Source organism: Roseateles sp. DAIF2 (assembly GCF_015624425.1).
Lineage (GTDB): Bacteria > Pseudomonadota > Gammaproteobacteria > Burkholderiales > Burkholderiaceae_C > Kinneretia.
In genome coordinates this window covers 766,836-783,092 of record NZ_CP049919.1, presented here as the reverse complement: position 1 = coordinate 783,092, position 16,257 = coordinate 766,836, and the positions used below count along the sequence as shown (strand labels likewise).

Genomic DNA, 16,257 nt, shown 5'->3' with positions numbered 1-16,257 from the left:
GCACCTTGGCCCCGATGCCCCCGCCGGCCGCGCATGGCCGCATCCTGGTGATCGACGACGACCGCCCATCCCTGCAGCTGCTGGACGAGCTGATCCGCATGGCGGGCTTCGCGCCGCCGACCCTGGTGTCCGACCCGCGCGAGCTGGCGGCGATCTGCGCCGAGCGCGAGTTCGACCTGGTGCTGATCGACCTGGACCTGCCGCATCTGAGCGGCTGGCAGGTGCTGGAGCTGCTGGCCGCGCAGTATGGCGAGCACACGCCGCCGCTGCTCGTCGTCAGCGGCGACGCGCGGCGCGGCAACCAGGTGCGCGCGCTGAGCGCGGGCGCCAGCGACTATGTGACCAAGCCCTTCGACGTCGGCGAGCTGCTGCTGCGCATCCGCCTGCACACCGCCGGCCACCACAGCCGGCGTCTGCTGCGCAGCCAGAAGGCCGAACTGGAGGCGACGGTGCAGCAGAGAACCCGCGCGCTGCGCCAGTCGCGCCTGGACATCCTGCGCATGCTGGGGCGCGCCGCCGAGTTCCGCGACAACGAGACTGGCGCCCATATCCTGCGCATGAGCCATGCCTCGGCGATGCTGGCGCGCGAGCTGGGCTGGGACGAGGAGGCCTGCGAGCTGATGCTGAACGCCAGCCCGCTGCACGATGTCGGCAAGATCGCGATCCCCGACAGCATCCTGCTCAAGCCCGGCCCGCTGACGCCGGCCGAGCGCGCGATCATGCAGCAGCACACGGTCAAGGGCGCGGCCATCCTCAACGCGCCGGGCGCCGAGGCCAACGAGCTGCTGGCGATGGCGGCCGAGATCGCGCTGCACCACCATGAGCGATGGGACGGCAGCGGCTATCCGCAGGGCATCGCTGGCGCGGCGATCCCGCTGGCGGCGCGCATCGTCGCGGTGACCGATGTGCTGGACGCGCTGACCTCGGAGCGCCCTTACAAGCAGGCCTGGCCGCTGGAGCGCGCGCTGGACTTCATCCGCGCGCACAGCGGCAGCCATTTCGACCCGGCGGTGGTGGCCGCGCTGGAGCGCTGCCTGGCCGAGGTGCTGGGCCTGCTGCGGCGCCTGAGCGATACCGCGACGCCATGAGCGGGCCACCTACGCCGCCACCGGCTCCTGATCAGGCCCGCCGCGCCGCGCTGCGCCTGCTGCTGGTCTCGCCGGACCTCGCGCTGGCGCAGCGCCTGCGCGCGCAGCGCGCCGCGCTTGGCCTCGAGCTGCTGCATGCCGCCGATGCGGCCGCGGCCGAGACCCTGCTGCTGCAGCCCGGCCGGGTCGAGCTGCTGCTGATCGACGAGGCGATCGGCCGCGTCGCGCTGCTGGCCCTGGTGCTGCAGCTGCGCGAGGACCTGTACAAGGACTGGCTGCCGCTGCTGGTGCTGGGCGGCAGCGCCGAACTGCTGCAGCTGCTGCAGCGCAAGGCCAGCGGCATGGTCGACTACTTCATCGCCAAGCCCTTCGCGCCGCAGGCGCTGCGCGAGCGCCTGATCGCGGTGCGCCGCCTGGTGTCGTTGCGGCGCGTCTGCAAGAGCGCGCTGGATCGCGTCTCGGAGGGCGTGATCATCATCGACGAGCGCGGCACCCTGCGCTCCTTCAACAGCGCGGCCGAGCGCCTGTTCGGCTGGAGCGCCGAAGACGTGATCGGCCAGAACGTCAGCCTGCTGATGCCGCCGCGCCACGGCCACAAGCATGGGCGCTACATCGCCGACTACCTGCGCACCGGCCGCGCGCGCATGGTCGGCATCGGCCGCATGGAGACCGCGCAGCGCCGCGACGGCTCGCAGTTCCCGATGCAGCTGACCGTGGCCGACATCAGCGACGACACCGCGGTCCGCTTCGTCGGCGTGGTGCGCGACCTGTCGGCCGAGCTGGAACGCCTGGAGCTGCAGCAGCTGGCCCTGCACGACGCGCTGACCGGCCTGCCCAACCGCAGCCAGGCCGAGCAGCGCCTGCGCGCCGAGATCGAGCGCGCCGGCGCGAGCGGCGCACCGGGCTTCGCGCTGCTGTTCGTCGACCTGGACCGCTTCAAGCAGGTCAACGACAGCCTGGGCCATGCGGTGGGCGACCAGCTGCTGTGCGCGATCGCGCAGCGCCTGCGCCATGCGCTGAGCGCCGACGACTTCGTCGCTCGCCTGGCCGGCGACGAGTTCCTGTTGCTGCTGCCCGGCGTGCAGCAGCAGGGTGACGCCCAGCGCATCGCCGAGCGCGTCGGTCGGGCGCTGCGCCAGCCGCTGCTGCTGGGCGGCCAGCGCCTGGCGGTGACGGCCAGCATCGGCGTCGCGCTGTACGGCAGCGACGGCCGGACTGCCGAGGCGCTGATGGGCCGCTCCGACGCGGCGATGTATGCGCAGAAGCGCCGGCTGCTGCCCTGAGCCCCGCACCATTTTGGACAATTGTTTTATCAAAGGACAATTGTTTGATACGATGCGGGCATGGACAGCAAGAAAGAGCAGCTGCTCGCCCTGATCCGCGCCAATCCCTTCGTCGGCCAGCAGGAGCTGGCCGAACGGCTGGCGCTGTCGCGCTCGGCGGTGGCCGGCCATGTGGCGGGCCTGACGCGCGAGGGCCGGCTGCTGGGCCGCGCCTATGTGCTGCCGCCGGCGGCAGCGCCGATCGTCTGCATCGGCGGCAGCAATCTGGATCGCAAGCTGCGCAGCCTGAAGCCGCTGCAGATGGGCGAATCGAACCCGGCCGAGCAGCGCGAGACGCCCGGCGGCGTGGCCCGCAATGTGGCCGAGAACCTGGCGCGCCTGGGCGCGCCGGTGCGCCTGCTCAGCGCCGTCGGCGACGACGCGGCCGGGCGCGCGCTGCTGGACGAGCTGCAGGCGCTGGGCGTCGATGTCACCGCCTCGCTGCGCCTGGCCGGCCAGGCCACCGGCAGCTACACCGCGGTGCTGGATCCCAAGGGCGCGATGGTGCTGGCGCTGGCCGAGATGGCCGTCACCGAGGCGCTGACGCCCGAGTTCCTGCAGCAGGCCGCGCCGCAGCGCGCCGGCGCCGGCCTGACCGTGATCGACCTCAATCTGCCGCCCGACAGCGTGGCCCTGCTGGTGGCCGAGAGCCGGGTCCAGCAGCGGCCGCTGCTGGTGGTGGCCGTCTCGGCGCCGAAGATCGGCCGCCTGCCGCGCGAGCTGCACGGCGTGCAATGCCTGCTGCTGAACGCCGGCGAGCTGGCCGCGCTGGTCGACCGCCCGCTCAAGCGCGAGGCCGATTTCGACGCCGCCTGGGCCACCCTGCGCGCGCGCGGCCTGGCCCAGCTGGTGGTGACGCGCGGCCAGGCCGGCGTGCTGCACGGCGGCGGCGACGCGCCCAGGCTGAGCGCCCTGCCCGCGCCGCGGGTGGCGGTGCGCGAGGTCACCGGCGCCGGCGATGCCTTCGCCGCCGGCGTCGCGATCTCGCTGTACCGCGACCCGCAAGACCTGGCCCTGGCCTGCCGCCGCGGCCTGGCCCTGTCTGCCCTGACCCTGCAGACCGAGGCCACGGTGCATCCGGACCTGAGCCCCGCCCTGCTCGAACAAATCACCTGAGGATCCATCCCCATGCAAGACTTCATCGTGTATTCCGCCGAGGTGGCCGCCGCACGCGCCGCAGGCAAGCCCGTCGTGGCCCTGGAATCGACCATCATCTCGCACGGCATGCCCTACCCGCAGAACGTGCAGACCGCGCGCGAGGTGGAGCAGATCATTCGCGAGGGCGGTGCGGTGCCGGCCACGATCGCGATCCTCGACGGCAAGATCCGCGTCGGTCTCTCGGACGAGGAGTTGGAGCTGCTGGGCCGCTCGCCCGAGGCGCTGAAGGTCAGCCGCCGCGACCTGCCCTACGTGCTGGCCGGCGGCCGCATCGGCGCCACCACGGTGGCCGCGACGATGATCTGCGCGGCGCTGGCCGGCATCCGCGTGTTCGTCACCGGCGGCATCGGCGGCGTGCACCGCGGCGCCGAGACCAGCTTCGACATCTCGGCCGACCTGCAGGAGCTGGCCCGGACCTCGGTCGCGGTGGTCTGCGCCGGCGCCAAGTCGATCCTCGACATCGGCCTGACGCTCGAATACCTGGAGACCCATGGCGTGCCGGTGCTGGCTATCGGCCAGGACAACTTCGCCGCCTTCTACACGCCGGACTCCGGCTTCAGGGCCGACTTCCGCATCGACGACGCGGCCGAGCAGGCCAAGTTCCTCGCCACCAAATGGGCGCTGGGCCTGGCCGGCGGCGTGGTGATCTCGAACCCGGTGCCGGCGGCCGAGGCGATGCCGCGCGCCGAGATCGACGCGATCACCGAGCAGGCGCTGGCCGAGGCCGCCGCGCAGGGCATCGCCGGCAAGGCGGTCACGCCCTATCTGCTGGCGCGCATCAAGGCGCTGACCGAGGGCCGCAGCCTGGCCACCAATATCGCGCTGGTGAAGCACAACGCCCGCGCCGGCGCACGCCTGGCCTGCGCGCTGGGCTGAGCTATCAGCCCGGGGGCGGCCCGCCGCCGCCCAGTTCCACCGGCGGCGGCGCCGGTGGGGCCATCGCCTTCTGCGCCGCCTTGCGCTTGTACATGTCCTGGTCCGCCAGGCGCAGCAGACCGGCGGCGTCGCGCGCCGTCTCCGGGTACAGCGCCACGCCCATCGCCGCCGAGATCTGCACCACCACCTTGGGCACCGGCAGATAGATCGGCTGGCGCACCAGCAGCTCCAGCTTGGCACGCACCTGCTCGGCCGCCTCGCGCCCGGCCACGTCGACCAGCAGCGCGACGAACTCGTCGCCGCCGACCCGGCCCACCGTGTCGGATTCGCGCAGCGCGCTGGCCAGGCGCTGGCCGACCACCTTCAACACCATGTCGCCGGACTCGTGGCCATAGCGGTCGTTGACCGGCTTGAAGCCGTTCAGGTCGATGAACAGCACGGCCAGGCCCTCCTTCTCGCGCTCGGCGCGCGCCAGCGCCCGGTCCAGCCGGTCGTGCAGCAGGCGCAGCGAGGGCAGGCCGGTCAGCGCGTCATGGTTGGCCAGGTGCTGCACCACCTCCTCGGCCCGGGTGCGGCGCTGCACCTCCTCGCGCAGCCCGGCCAAGCTGCGCTCGACCGATTCCGCCATCTCGTCGATCACGCCCGACAACTCGCCGAACTCGTTGTCGCCCTTGAGCCGGGTGCGGCTGTCATGGCGGCCGGCGCGCACCGACTGGGCCCAGGCGCGCAGCACCGCCAGCGGCTGGCGCACCGAGCGGTCGAAGCTCCAGGCGGACAGCAGGGCCTGCAGGGTCAGCAACAGCACCGCGCCGCCGGCCAGCCAGGCCGCGCGCTCCATGCCGGCGCGGCCCTCGGCATGATCGCGATGCAGGCGCGCCTCCAGATCGCGCAGCATGCGCTGCATCGGCCGGATCAGCGCCGCGCGCCCGCGCAGATAGGCCTCGCCATGCACCAGCTCCAGCGCCTCGCGCCAGGCCGGGCCGCTGCGCGCCTCGGCCAGCACCATCGCGCGCCGCTCCACCGCCATCAGCGTCTCCGACTGGCGCCGCCCCTCCTCCAGCAGCGCCTGCTCCGCCTCCGTCAGCCCCAGGTCGCGCAGGCGCAGCAGCAGCGCGCGCGCCTCGCCGAGCGGGCGCGAGGCGGCCGCGTCGGCCGGCTCGGCCAGGCGCAGCTGCCAGTAGCCGGGGTCGTAGTCCAGCGGCCGCTCGGCCAGCCCCTCGCGGATGTTCGCGATCTCCTCGTAATGCCGGGCATAGCGCGCCTCGTGCCGCAGCACGAACAGCCGCGCCATCAGGCTCAGCGCATCGGCGCTCTGGTAGAACTCGACCACCAGGCGCTGCGCCTCGCGCTGCCGGGCCTGCGCCTGCTCCAGGGTGCGGTAGCTGACGGCCAGATGCAGCAGGGCCAGCACCAGCAGCGCCACCCACACGATCTGCACCGCCAGATGGAGAGCCAGCTTGGTGCGTATCTGCATCGGCCGAGCTTAAGCCCAGAGGCCGGGCTTGCGCAGCCGGGATCGCCCCCATTCAACCCAGATCCGGCAGTTGACCGCTTACCCTTCCTCGAAAGCCCTGCGAATCAGTACCTTGGTGACATCGTTGTGCTCATCACTCCGGTGATGAACGCTGCGAACCCGCTGGTCTGACGCTTCGGGCCCGCCCAACTACCGGATCTGGGTTCAAGCCGGCAGCAACAGCCCCCGCCCGACCGCGCCGCGCAGGCCCGCCGCGCCCAGCTCCAGCAGGTCCAGCACATGCTCGAAACCCTGCTCGCTGCCGAAATAGGGATCCGGCACTTCCTCGCCGGCCCGGCCGGGCACGAAATCGAGGAAGAGATGCAGCCGCCCCTGCAGATGCGCCGGACAGCGCTCGCGCAGCGCCTGCAGATGCTCCTGCTCCATCGCCAGCACCAGATCGAAACGGTCGAACTGCTCCAGCGGCAGCGGGCGCGAACGCCAGCGCCGGCCCAGTTCGTAGCCGCGCTTGAGCAGCGCGCGCGCCGCGCGCGCATCGACCGGCTGACCGCGCGGCCCGGCATACACACCGGCCGACTCGACATGGCCGAACAGGCCCTGCGCCCGCAGCACCGCCTCGGCCATCGGCGAGCGGCAGATATTGGCGGTGCAGACCAGCAGGACGGCGGGGGCGGGCAGCGGCTTCGTCATGGCCCGCCATGATAGAGACAAGCGGGCATCAAGAAAAAGAAGAAAGGAGGGCCCGATGCCGGTGACATCGGGCCCCGAAACGGAGAATGCTGCTGCGGCCCAGCGTTCTTGATCCGCGCTTCTTCGCTTGTATCCGCAGTTCCCTGAGCAGGCGCCAGTGTGAGGCCGCGCCAAAACGGCCCTTGGCATCAAATTGGTATCAGTTAACCGATTCCGGCACCACCATCGCGGATTTTTCTTCGGGCCGGATCAGGGTTTGAACCGGCACATTGAAATAGCGGGCCAATTCCCGGGCCACGCGATAGATGACGGGTTTTCCGGTCTCGGCGCGCTTGATCGACGCGATCGAGACGCGGATTTTCTGATCGCTGCAGGCAAATGCCATTTCTTCCTGGCTCTGCAGTTTCCCGCCGCGCAGATCCTTCAATATCTCGGAAACCAGGAACACCCGCCCGGTTGCCGTCTTGCCGCCCGCCAGCATTGGCTGTGGCGGCTGCTGCTGCTCCTGCATGTCAATCGCCCCTCTTCTTTCCCTGTTCCGATCCTCGTGGGCGGGCACCTTGCGGCCCGCGCTGGTCCCGGCGCATCCGTCGGGTTGGGGAAAATGTAAGAAGAAGTGGCAAAAACAACCTTCCGGAAACCTTCCGGCGGGGCTGAAGGGGTCAAACCTAGCGCAAACCCCGAGATATGCCGGCAGCCATGGCCAGCCGGCATTGTGACCAGAACCGGTCAAGCGCATGGATGCACAACGGAAGCAGAACGGGATCAAGTGAGCCCGTAAAAATGCCCGCCGAAGAGCGGGCAGCACGGCGAATTCCGTGAGGGATCAGGTTTCGTCGTTCTTGACCTCGGGATCGGTGGTCGGGTACAGCGACTCGACCGCGCCGGGGCTCGAGAACATCAGCACCACACCCTTGGTGACCACGGTTGCCGTGGGCATCGGCACGGCCACGGTGTATTCGTCGTTCGCCGCGGCGAAGTTCTGGCTGTTCAGGGTCGGCGGCTGGCCCAGGGTCTTGAACACCGTACCGACCAGCACCAGGTCGGAATCGCTCACCTGCACGAAGCGGCAGACGCCGGCCGTCTTGCTGATCCGCAGCGGCTGGCTGGCAGGCTGGGTGCAGGCCGGATCCTTGAAATAGCTGGCATCGGCGTAATTGCCGGTCGTGTCGATCTTGGCCTTTACATAGAAGGTATCGATGGTCATGTTTTCATCCCTTTCCAACGGTTGGTCTTGATATGGATCAGGGTTTAAAAACCAGACGCTCGGCCATCCATCGACGCTCCGCTTCTATTTGGCTCTCCCTGTCCAGACACGAATATGCCTGGACCCAGGATTCGGTTATCTCGTAATGAACCATGAACAAGGGCCGCAGTTTCTCCAGCTCGGTGAGCACGGTCTCGCAATGCCGCCGGGCGAGCGGCCCGCGCGGCTGGGGGCCGGCCAGGGCCAGCCGGACCTTGGCGCGCTCGGCATGCAGGCGGAAATCATCGGGTTGCGCCTGCAGTGCAGCGGACAGGGTCGCCAGCAACGGGGTCCACAGGGTTTCGGCCTCGGCGGCACGCCCTTGCGCCCAGAGGTCGCGCCCCAGGGCCAGACTGAGCTGCACCTGCGTCGGCAGGCGGCGCGCGGCCGCGGTGAGGCTGGCGCCGCTGTTCAGGCGCTGCAACTCGCCCAGCAGCTCCTGCAAACGCCCCCCTGCCCCGCTGCCGGGCGGGCGCAGCCCCAGTTCCAGCGCCTCGACCCGCAGGCGGCCATGACGCCATTTGCGGTTGTCCGGTTCCTGGCGCAGCAGTTGCTGGAACAGGGCCAAAGCGGCGCGGAATTCGGCACGCGCCGATTCCTGCTGCCCCAGGCGCTGCCAGGCCAGGCCCAGCCAGCTGCGCGCCATCGCCTCGCTGTCCAGCCATTCCAGATCGTTGGGCGCCTTGGCGCGTGCCTGCTCGATGGCCGGCAAACCCTCGGCGAACAGCGCGCGCGCGGCCGCGAACTCGCCCTGCTGCAACAAGGCGGTGCCCAGCCAGGTCAGGCTGTTGGCCCACCAGGCCTTCAGCGCCATGTCCTCGGGTTTCAGCGCCATCGCGCGCTGCTTCAGCTCGATCGAGGCACGGAACTGCCGCACCGCAGCGGGCAGGTCGCCGGAGTCCAACATCAAGGTGCCCAGGCTGTTCTCCGCAAAGGACAGCTCGGCCATCGCATCGGGCTCGCCGGGCGCGCTCTCCAGCCATTGCGCCGCATGTTCGCGATAGGCCAGCCAGGCCTGGCGGGCCGGCCCGAACTGGCGCTTGGTGTAATGGGCATGGCCCAGCCAGAAGTCCGCCGTGCCCTGGGCCTTGCGCCAGCGCGGCAGCAGCGCCACATCGGGACGGCCTTCGGCCAGCAACGCCCGCGCATGCTCCAGCGGCTCGATCGCCGCATCCAGCTCGCGCTTGGAGACGCGCACTTCGCCGATCACCGTCAGGGCCTGGGCGCGCTGCAGGCGCGCCTGCGGCGAGGCGTCGACCGCTCCCTCGGCCAGATGGCTTAGCGCCTTGCCGCCCACGCTGTCCAGCAGTTCCAGCCGCCCGATCGGCCGCAGCTTGTCCGCGAAGTCGCCCAGCATGTAGCCCAGCAGGTCGTCGGCCTCGGCGCTGCGGCGGGTGGCGAGCTGCTCGGCGCGCTCGGCACGCCAGGTCTGGCCGACGCTCAGCAGCAGCAGCAGCGACAGGCCGGCCAACGCGGCGACCCGCAGCCGGTTGCCGCGGGCGGCGCGGCGCTGCGAGGCCGCGACGAAAGCCTGCTCGTCGGCGCTGAAGCCGAACTCGCTGCGCCCCAGAAGCTCGCCGGCCTCGACCAGCTGCTTGCCCTTGGGCAGCAGGTATTCGGCGGCACGCCCCTCGGCCAGCCAGCGGGCGACCTGCTGGCGCAGCCGGCTGCGCAGCTGCAGGGCCTGCTGGTGCGCGGCGATCCATTCGGTGACGCGCGGCCAGCGGCGCAGGATCGCCTCGTGCGCGACCCGGAAACCCGCCTGCTCGCCCTCGCCCAGGTCGCTGACCAGCAGCCGCGCATCGACCAGGGCCTGCACCAGCTCGCGCTCGGCCGGCGCATCCAGCTCGTCCCACAGCGCGCGGCGCCCGGTCGTGCCCTGGCCCTCGCCGGGCAGCATCACCAGCAGCGCCAGCACATGCGGCAGGGCCTGCTGCTGGATCGGCAGCAACGCCGCGATCTCGCTCTCGGCGCGGCGGCCAATCGCGCCGTCCAGCCCGCCCAGCTCGCGGTAGGCCTCGAAGCGCAGCTCGCCATGCGGGCCGCGGCGGCGGTACAGCTCCTCCAGCGTGTACTGCAGCAGCGGCAGCGCATCCGGGCTGGCGGCCGCGTCGTCGCAGAGCTGGTCGTCCAGCCGCGTGCGGGTCTCGGGATCGAGGCCGAAGCTCAGGCCGGCGGCGCGCGCCGGCAGCCGGATCATCTGCGCGATCTCGGCGCGCGTCGGCGGCACCAGGTCGAAATGCCCGCCCTGCGCCTTGTCGCGCATCAGGAGGCCATGCTCGGACAGGCGCGGGTAGAAATCGTTGCGGCAGGCCGCGACCACCAGCACATCGCCGCCATCGGCCAGCGCCTGCAGGGTGTCGAGGAAGAGCCGGCGCGCGAAGGCGTCGACATGGGGCGCGACGAACAGCGCCTCCAGCCGGTCGACGAAGAGCAGCAGCGGCGCCTCGTGGCCGGCGCGCGCGGCCGCGATCTCGGCCAGCACGGTGTCCGGCTGCAGCGCCAGGTCCTGCGCCAGGGTGTCGGCGCTGGCGCCGGGGAAGAGGCCGCGGCCGGCCGGGCCGATCTCCCAGTCCAGCAGCGCCGCCGCCAGCGCGGCCAGCGGCAGGTGCGCGCCGATGTCGCCCAGGTCCAGCTGGGTCGCGCCCAGGCCGCGCAGCGCCGGGAACAGCCCGGCCAGCACCAGCGAGGTCTTGCCCGAACCGCTGGGCCCCAGCAGCAGGGTGAAGGCGCGACGCTGCCGCCATTGCCCCTGCACCGCGGCCAGCAGCTGCTGCAGCGCCAGCTCGCGGCCGAAGAAAACCTCGGCATGGGCCGCGTCGAAGGCGCGCAGGCCGCGAAAGGGCGAACCGCCGCGCCAGCCGCCCTCGCGCGAGCGCGGTGCGGCGCCCGGCGCATCGGAGCGCACCGGCGCGACCACGCGGTAGCCGCGCTTGCGGATGGTCTCGATATAGCGCGGCTCGGTCGCGCTGTCTTCCAGCGCCCGGCGCAGCTGGGCCACGGTCTTGTGCACCGGGTTGTCGCCCAGTGCCGGGCCCTGCTCCTCCGGCCAGCAGCGCTGCAGCAGCTGCTCGGCGCTGAACACCTCGCCGGGGCGCTCGCTGAGCGCCTGCAGCACCTGCATCGCGCGCGGCTCGACCTGGCGGCGCTCCCCGGCCCGGCTCAGGCTGTTGCTGCCCGGGTCGACCGCCCAATCGCCGAGCAGGAAGCGCATCGAAGCGCCGCCTAGCGGGCCAGTTCGGCGCGCATCGCGTCGATCACGCTCTTGTAGTCGGGCTTGCCGAAGATCGCGGAGCCGGCCACGAAGGTGTCGGCGCCGGCGTCGGCAATCTGGCGGATGTTGTCGACCTTGACGCCGCCGTCGATCTCCAGGCGGATGTCGCGGCCGCTGGCGTCGATGATCTTGCGCGCGCGCTCCAGCTTCTTCAGCGCGCTGGGGATAAAGCTCTGGCCGCCGAAGCCGGGGTTGACGCTCATGATCAGCACCAGGTCGACCTTGTCGATCACCCATTCCAGCACATCCAGCGGCGTGCCCGGGTTGAACACCAGACCGGCCTGCTTGCCCTCGCCCTTGATCAGCTGCAGGGTGCGGTCCACATGGGCGCTGGCCTCGGGATGGAAGCTGACCAGGTCGGCGCCGGCCTTGCAGAAGGCCTGGGCCAGCGCGTCGACCGGCTGCACCATCAGATGCACGTCGATGGCGCACGGCGTGCCGTCGGGCTTGACGGCATGCTTCTTCAGCGCCTCGCAGACCATCGGCCCGAAGGTCAGGTTGGGCACGTAATGGTTGTCCATCACGTCGAAATGGACCCAGTCGGCGCCGGCCGCGAGCACGTGGCGGACCTCCTCGCCCAGGCGGGCGAAATCGGCGGACAGGATGCTGGGGGCGATGCGGTAGGTGGTGCTCATGATGCGGCGGCTCGGAAGAAGACGCGATTTTAGGGATTCGCTAGCGGGGCCGGACGAAATCGCGGCGCTGTGCGGCCACCTCGGCATGGGTCACGCAGATCGCCGCATGGTCGTTGATCAGGCCCATCGACTGCATGAAGGCATGCATGGTGGTCGGCCCGACGAACTTCCAGCCGCGCTTCTTCAGGTCCTTGGACAGCGCGCGCGAGGCCGGCGACTCGGTCTGGTTCAGATGCGCGGCCTCCTCGCCCGGGCCCGGCTCGAAGCGCCAGATATAGGCCGACAGCGAGCCCTGCTCGCGGATCAGCTCCAGCGCGCGCTGCGCGTTGTTGATCGCCGCCTCGATCTTGCCGCGATGCCGCACGATGCCGGCGTCCTGCAGCAGGCGCTCGACATCGGCCGCGCCAAAGGCCGCGACGCGCGCGATCTCGAAGTTGGCGAAGCCGGCGCGGAAGGCCTCGCGCTTGGCCAGGATGGTGCGCCAGGACAGGCCGCTCTGGAAGCCCTCCAGGCACAGCTTCTCGAACAGGCGCCGGTCGTTGGCGACCGGGAAGCCCCATTCGGTGTCATGGTAGTGCAGATAGGGCGGCCAGTCGGCGCCGGCGGCGCACCAGCGGCAGCGCGGCCGGCCGTCGGCGGCCAGGTAATGTGAGTCCGTCATCGTCGCGTCCAGGGTTGTCGGCCGGCGCGCCCCGCGGGGTCATGCCTTGCCCAGGCGGCGCAGCATAGCGCGGTGACTAGAATGCGCCATGGCACATCCGCGATTCACTTGCAGTGTGCAGGTCCAGCCCCTGCCCGAGCAAACCCAGGCCGATCAGGGCCTGTACGCCTTCAGCTACACCGTGACGATCGAGAACAGCGGCGACATCACCGCCCAGCTCGTCGCGCGCCACTGGCATATCGTCGATACCCAGGGCCAGGAGCAGGAGGTCAAGGGCCTGGCCGTGGTCGGCCACCAGCCGCTGCTGGCGCCGGGCCAGAAGTTCCAGTACAGCTCCTGGGCCCAGATCGGCACGCCGCAGGGCAGCATGCGCGGCCGCTACCTGTGTGTCACCGAGCAGGCCGAGGTCTTCTACGCCGAGGTGCCCGAGTTCACCCTGGCCGACAGCGGCACGCTGCATTGACGCTCACTTGATGGCGAAGAAGAACGCAGTACCCCGGGGCTGGGACCTGACCGCCCTGCTCAACGCCGCCGATCCCAAGGCCGAACTGGCGGCCCGCAACCTCTGGCTGGTGCGTCTGCTGGAATGGCTGCGCCACCCCAGCCCGCGCGGCGGCGAGGCGCCGCCGAACGCCGAGCCCGGCCGGCCGCTGCCGCTGCTGCGCCTGAAGCACCTGCTGAACGTGCTGGAGCGCAACCCCGAGCATGCGCAGGCCTTCGCCGAGGTGCTGGGCTCGGTCTGGCGCGACATCCAGGCCGAGGGCCTGTTCGCCGATGTCGGCTTCGCGCCGCGCATGGCGCTGTGGAGCGAGCTGCTGCACCGGCTGCGCCAGCGTGCGCTGCCCGACACGGTCGACACGCGCGAGCTGGGCGACCTGTTCGGCCTGCTGTTCCCGACCCCGGAGGACGAGCAATGGCTGGCCGCGCTGGACGATGAGTTGCTGGCGCGCCTGGCCACCCTGTTTGCCCAGGCCCTGCCCAGCGCCGACGCCTGGCGCGCGCCGATGCTCGACGGCCTGACCGTGCTGGTCAGCGCGGTGCATGCGGCCGGCCTGTCCGGCCCCTTGCGCCAGCGCATGGACCCCGGGCTGCTGGCGCACCGCCCCTTTGCCCAGCTGGCGCGCGCGGCCGAGCAGGTCGGCGACGCGCTGCAGGCCGGCGACGCCGCCGCGCTGAAGCCGGCGCTGCAGTACCTGCGCGTGCTGCTGGACAGCTGCCGCCGCGCGGTCGACAGCGTACCGGCCCATCTGGAGGAATACGGCGTCTCGGTCGACATCATGTTCGAGGTCGAGCAGCTGCGCGAGCGGCTGCGCCGCATCGAGGCCCTGCTGGACTGCCTGGTGACCGAGCATCCGCAGCGCGAGCTGGCGCGGCTGGCGGCCAGCCTGGTCGGCGTGGTGCAGGCGCGGCGCAGCGTGCGCACCCTGTTCGCGCGCCACTACTCGCTGCTGGCGCGCAAGGTGGCCGAGCGCAGCGCCGAGACCGGCGAGCACTACATCACCCGCGACGCCTCGGCCTACCGCGACATGCTGCGCCGCGCCGCCGGCGGCGGCATGGTGATCGCCGGCACCACCTTCGCGAAGTTCGCGGTGATGGCGCTGGCGCTGTCGGCCTTCTGGGCCGGCTTCTGGTCCGGCGTCAACTATGCGCTGAGCTTCGTGCTGATCCACCTGCTGCACTGGACCGTCGCGACCAAGCAGCCGGCGATGACCGCGCCGGCGATGGCCAGCAAGCTCGGCGACATCGGCGACGACGCGGGCCTGGAGGGCTTCGTCGACGAGGTCGCGCATCTGCTGCGCTCGCAGATGGCCGGCATCGTCGGCAACCTGGCGCTGGTGACGCCGCTGGTGCTGGGCGTGCAGCTGCTGGCCTGGGGCGTGTTCGGCGCGCCGCTGGTCGGCGCGAAGGAGGCGCAGTATGTGCTGCATTCGCTGACCCTGCTCGGCCCGACCCTGCTGTTCGCCGCCTTCACCGGCGTGCTGCTGTTCGCCTCCAGCCTGATCGCCGGCTGGGTCGAGAACTGGTTCGTGTTCTACCGGCTGGAGGCCGCGATCGCCTGGAACCCGCGCATCGTCGCGCGCCTGGGGCCGCAGCGCGCGCAGCGCTGGGCCGCCTGGTGGCGCGCCAACATCTCGGGCCTGACCGCCAACACCTCGCTGGGCATGATGCTGGGCCTGGTGCCGGCGCTGCTGGGCTTCTTCGCGCTGCCGATCGAGGTGCGCCACGTCACCCTGTCGACCGGCCAGCTGGCCGCGGCGGCCGGCGCCCTGGGCTGGGACGTGCTGCACAACAGCGCCTTCTGGTGGTGCCTGGCCGCGATCCCGCTGACCGGCCTGCTGAACCTGACGGTCAGCTTCACCCTGGCCTTCAAGGTGGCGCTGCGCTCGCGCGGCATCCAGCTGGCGGACCGCGCCCGCCTCAGCCGCGCGATCCTGCGCCGCCTGCGCGAGCAGCCGCGCAGCTTCTTCCTGCCGCCGCGCGACGGCGGCGGCGAACTCAGGCCTTAGGATCCTGGTCCGCGTCCCGATCCGCATCGGGACGCTCGCCGCCCTTGCGGCCCGAGAACATCGTCCACCAGACAATGAAGACCAGCAAGGCCAGCGCGCCCAGGGCTTCCAGCAACAAAATTCCCATGATCCTGCGTTCCTCGCTCGGCTTCTTTCTGGCGGCCGCGATTCTAGGGCTGCTGGCGGCCTGCTCGAGCACGCCGCTGCCGCCCGATCCGGCTCCCTCCCCGGCCCCGCGCGCCCTGCCGCCCGGGGCGGCCAACCCTTCCGTGTCGCTGCCATCGATGCCCGCGCGCGGCCGCGCGGTGCTGCAGCGCGAGCGCTCGCGCTGGGTCGCGGCCGACTGGGACGAGCTGCCCGGCTGGGGCGAGGACCGCGCGGCCGAGCTCTGGCCGGCCCTGCTGCGCGGCTGCGCAAGACCTGCCCCCGGCTGGGCCGAGCTGTGCGCGCGCGCCGCGCTGCAGCCGCCCACCGACGATCTCGAGGCCCATCTGTGGCTGATCAAGCATCTGCAGCCCTACCGGGTCGAAAGCCCCGACGGCGAGGCCCAGGGCCTGCTGACCGGCTATTTCGAGCCGCTGCTGGACGCGCAGCGCCGCCCGCTGGGCAGCTACCGCGTGCCGCTGCATGCCGCGCCGCCGGACCTGGCGCGGCGCCGCCCCTATTTCAGCCGCCAGCAGATCGAGACCGAACAGCGCGAGCGCCTGCGCGCCCAGGAGCTGCTCTATATCGAGGACCCGCTGGACGCGCTGGTGCTGCAGATCCAGGGCTCCGGCAGGGTGCGGGTGCGCGAGAGCGAGCACGCCGCGCCGGTGCTCAAGCGCCTGGCCTTCGCCGGCCACAACGAGCTGCCCTACCAGTCGATCGGCAAGCTCCTGATCGAGCGCGGCGAACTGCGCGCCGGCGAGGCCTCCTGGCCCGCGATCAAGGACTGGGCGCGCCGCAACCCGGCGCGGCTGCAGGAGCTGATGTGGCAGAACCCGCGCTATGTGTTCTTCCGCGAGGAGCCGCTGCCCGACCCCGAGCTGGGGCCGCGCGGCGCGCAGGGCGTGCCGCTGACGCCGGGCCGCTCGATCGCGGTGGACCGCGCCAGCATCCCCTACGGCACGCCGGTCTGGCTGGACGGCGGCAGCGGCGCGCTGCGCCGTATCGCGATGGCGCAGGACACCGGCAGCGCCATCGTCGGCGCGGTGCGGGCCGACTATTTCTGGGGCTGGGGTGCCGAGGCCGAGGCCCAGGCCGGCCGGCTGAAGGCGCCGCTGCGGCTGTGGGCGCTGTGGCCACGTTGATGCCACGCTGAAACCGCGCCGGGTGCATACTCGGCCG

The 16,257-nt window shown here is 71.4% G+C and carries 15 protein-coding genes; 7 read left to right on the top strand and 8 right to left on the bottom strand.

The features are described 5' to 3' along the window. The first annotated feature begins 14 nt into the window (after nucleotides 1-14). From G8A07_RS03675 to G8A07_RS03660, 4 genes are read left to right on the top strand one after another with little or no spacing between them, the layout of a single operon-like run. Nucleotides 15-1,088: an HD domain-containing phosphohydrolase gene (locus G8A07_RS03675; protein WP_195797577.1), complete on the top strand. Its 1,074-nt coding sequence runs from the start codon at nucleotides 15-17 to the stop codon at nucleotides 1,086-1,088. After that, nucleotides 1,085-2,371, top strand: coding sequence for a sensor domain-containing diguanylate cyclase (locus tag G8A07_RS03670; protein WP_195795765.1), 1,287 nt, complete (start codon nucleotides 1,085-1,087; stop codon nucleotides 2,369-2,371). Before G8A07_RS03675 ends, G8A07_RS03670 begins: the two co-directional genes overlap by 4 nt. A 60-nt stretch (nucleotides 2,372-2,431) precedes the next feature. Further along, nucleotides 2,432-3,526: a carbohydrate kinase gene (locus G8A07_RS03665; RefSeq protein ID WP_195795764.1), complete on the top strand. Its 1,095-nt coding sequence runs from the start codon at nucleotides 2,432-2,434 to the stop codon at nucleotides 3,524-3,526. Between the two features lie 12 nt (nucleotides 3,527-3,538). Further along, the gene (locus G8A07_RS03660) at nucleotides 3,539-4,444 is read left to right on the top strand and encodes a pseudouridine-5'-phosphate glycosidase (protein WP_195795763.1); all 906 of its coding nucleotides are present in this window, start codon (nucleotides 3,539-3,541) and stop codon (nucleotides 4,442-4,444) included. A 4-nt stretch (nucleotides 4,445-4,448) separates the two neighbouring features. On the opposite strand, the gene G8A07_RS03655 is transcribed toward G8A07_RS03660, so the two are convergent. The 7 genes from G8A07_RS03655 to G8A07_RS03625 all read right to left on the bottom strand — a co-directional run bounded on the left by G8A07_RS03655 (nucleotide 4,449) and on the right by G8A07_RS03625 (nucleotide 12,424). After that, nucleotides 4,449-5,918, bottom strand: coding sequence for a sensor domain-containing diguanylate cyclase (locus G8A07_RS03655; protein WP_195795762.1), 1,470 nt, complete (start codon nucleotides 5,916-5,918; stop codon nucleotides 4,449-4,451). 204 nt (nucleotides 5,919-6,122) lie between these two features. After that, complete coding sequence (locus G8A07_RS03650) at nucleotides 6,123-6,608, bottom strand: low molecular weight protein-tyrosine-phosphatase (RefSeq protein WP_195795761.1); 486 nt, start codon at nucleotides 6,606-6,608, stop codon at nucleotides 6,123-6,125. A gap of 199 nt (nucleotides 6,609-6,807) precedes the next feature. After that, a complete protein-coding gene (locus G8A07_RS03645; RefSeq protein ID WP_213086227.1) occupies nucleotides 6,808-7,119 on the bottom strand; it encodes a helix-turn-helix transcriptional regulator in 312 nt (103 codons plus the stop codon). Between the two features lie 315 nt (nucleotides 7,120-7,434). Continuing rightward, nucleotides 7,435-7,815, bottom strand: a complete 381-nt coding sequence (locus G8A07_RS03640; protein ID WP_195795760.1) for a hypothetical protein — start codon at nucleotides 7,813-7,815, stop codon at nucleotides 7,435-7,437. Nucleotides 7,816-7,852: 37 nt separating this feature from the next. Further along, complete coding sequence (locus tag G8A07_RS03635; protein ID WP_195795759.1) at nucleotides 7,853-11,068, bottom strand: winged helix-turn-helix domain-containing protein; 3,216 nt, start codon at nucleotides 11,066-11,068, stop codon at nucleotides 7,853-7,855. 11 nt (nucleotides 11,069-11,079) lie between these two features. After that, the gene (gene rpe, locus G8A07_RS03630) at nucleotides 11,080-11,763 is read right to left on the bottom strand and encodes a ribulose-phosphate 3-epimerase (RefSeq protein ID WP_195795758.1); all 684 of its coding nucleotides are present in this window, start codon (nucleotides 11,761-11,763) and stop codon (nucleotides 11,080-11,082) included. A gap of 40 nt (nucleotides 11,764-11,803) precedes the next feature. Then, entirely contained in the window at nucleotides 11,804-12,424 is a 621-nt protein-coding gene (locus tag G8A07_RS03625; protein ID WP_195795757.1) for a DNA-3-methyladenine glycosylase I, read from the bottom strand. An 88-nt stretch (nucleotides 12,425-12,512) separates the two neighbouring features. Between G8A07_RS03625 and apaG the strand changes: the two genes are divergently transcribed. Beyond that, entirely contained in the window at nucleotides 12,513-12,887 is a 375-nt protein-coding gene (gene apaG, locus G8A07_RS03620) for a Co2+/Mg2+ efflux protein ApaG (RefSeq protein WP_195795756.1), read from the top strand. Between the two features lie 10 nt (nucleotides 12,888-12,897). Next, on the top strand, nucleotides 12,898-14,931 hold the full coding sequence (locus G8A07_RS03615; RefSeq protein ID WP_195795755.1) for a site-specific recombinase: 2,034 nt from the start codon (nucleotides 12,898-12,900) through the stop codon (nucleotides 14,929-14,931). Here the strand turns inward: G8A07_RS03615 and G8A07_RS03610 are convergent. Then, nucleotides 14,921-15,058 carry a hypothetical protein gene (locus tag G8A07_RS03610; protein WP_195795754.1) on the bottom strand — a complete coding sequence of 46 codons (138 nt, stop codon included), beginning with the start codon at nucleotides 15,056-15,058 and terminating at the stop codon, nucleotides 14,921-14,923. The two genes, G8A07_RS03615 and G8A07_RS03610, sit on opposite strands and share 11 nt — an antisense overlap. On the opposite strand from G8A07_RS03610, the gene G8A07_RS03605 reads away from it, so the two are divergent. Then, entirely contained in the window at nucleotides 15,057-16,220 is a 1,164-nt protein-coding gene (locus tag G8A07_RS03605; protein WP_249937211.1) for a murein transglycosylase A, read from the top strand. The two genes, G8A07_RS03610 and G8A07_RS03605, sit on opposite strands and share 2 nt — an antisense overlap. Nucleotides 16,221-16,257 lie beyond the last annotated feature (37 nt).

Excerpts from the sequence above, each read along its gene's own strand:
- G8A07_RS03675 (WP_195797577.1), top strand. The coding sequence starts at position 15 with ATGCCCCCGCCGGCCGCGCATGGCCGCATCCTGGTGATCGACGACGAC.
- G8A07_RS03650 (WP_195795761.1), bottom strand. The coding sequence starts at position 6,608 with ATGACGAAGCCGCTGCCCGCCCCCGCCGTCCTGCTGGTCTGCACCGCC.
- G8A07_RS03615 (WP_195795755.1), top strand. The coding sequence starts at position 12,898 with ATGGCGAAGAAGAACGCAGTACCCCGGGGCTGGGACCTGACCGCCCTG.
- G8A07_RS03645 (WP_213086227.1), bottom strand. The coding sequence starts at position 7,119 with ATGCAGGAGCAGCAGCAGCCGCCACAGCCAATGCTGGCGGGCGGCAAG.
- G8A07_RS03625 (WP_195795757.1), bottom strand. The coding sequence starts at position 12,424 with ATGACGGACTCACATTACCTGGCCGCCGACGGCCGGCCGCGCTGCCGC.
- G8A07_RS03655 (WP_195795762.1), bottom strand. The coding sequence starts at position 5,918 with ATGCAGATACGCACCAAGCTGGCTCTCCATCTGGCGGTGCAGATCGTG.
- G8A07_RS03640 (WP_195795760.1), bottom strand. The coding sequence starts at position 7,815 with ATGACCATCGATACCTTCTATGTAAAGGCCAAGATCGACACGACCGGC.
- G8A07_RS03665 (WP_195795764.1), top strand. The coding sequence starts at position 2,432 with ATGGACAGCAAGAAAGAGCAGCTGCTCGCCCTGATCCGCGCCAATCCC.
- G8A07_RS03605 (WP_249937211.1), top strand. The coding sequence starts at position 15,057 with ATGATCCTGCGTTCCTCGCTCGGCTTCTTTCTGGCGGCCGCGATTCTA.
- G8A07_RS03670 (WP_195795765.1), top strand. The coding sequence starts at position 1,085 with ATGAGCGGGCCACCTACGCCGCCACCGGCTCCTGATCAGGCCCGCCGC.
- apaG (WP_195795756.1), top strand. The coding sequence starts at position 12,513 with ATGGCACATCCGCGATTCACTTGCAGTGTGCAGGTCCAGCCCCTGCCC.
- G8A07_RS03635 (WP_195795759.1), bottom strand. The coding sequence starts at position 11,068 with ATGCGCTTCCTGCTCGGCGATTGGGCGGTCGACCCGGGCAGCAACAGC.
- G8A07_RS03610 (WP_195795754.1), bottom strand. The coding sequence starts at position 15,058 with ATGGGAATTTTGTTGCTGGAAGCCCTGGGCGCGCTGGCCTTGCTGGTC.
- rpe (WP_195795758.1), bottom strand. The coding sequence starts at position 11,763 with ATGAGCACCACCTACCGCATCGCCCCCAGCATCCTGTCCGCCGATTTC.
- G8A07_RS03660 (WP_195795763.1), top strand. The coding sequence starts at position 3,539 with ATGCAAGACTTCATCGTGTATTCCGCCGAGGTGGCCGCCGCACGCGCC.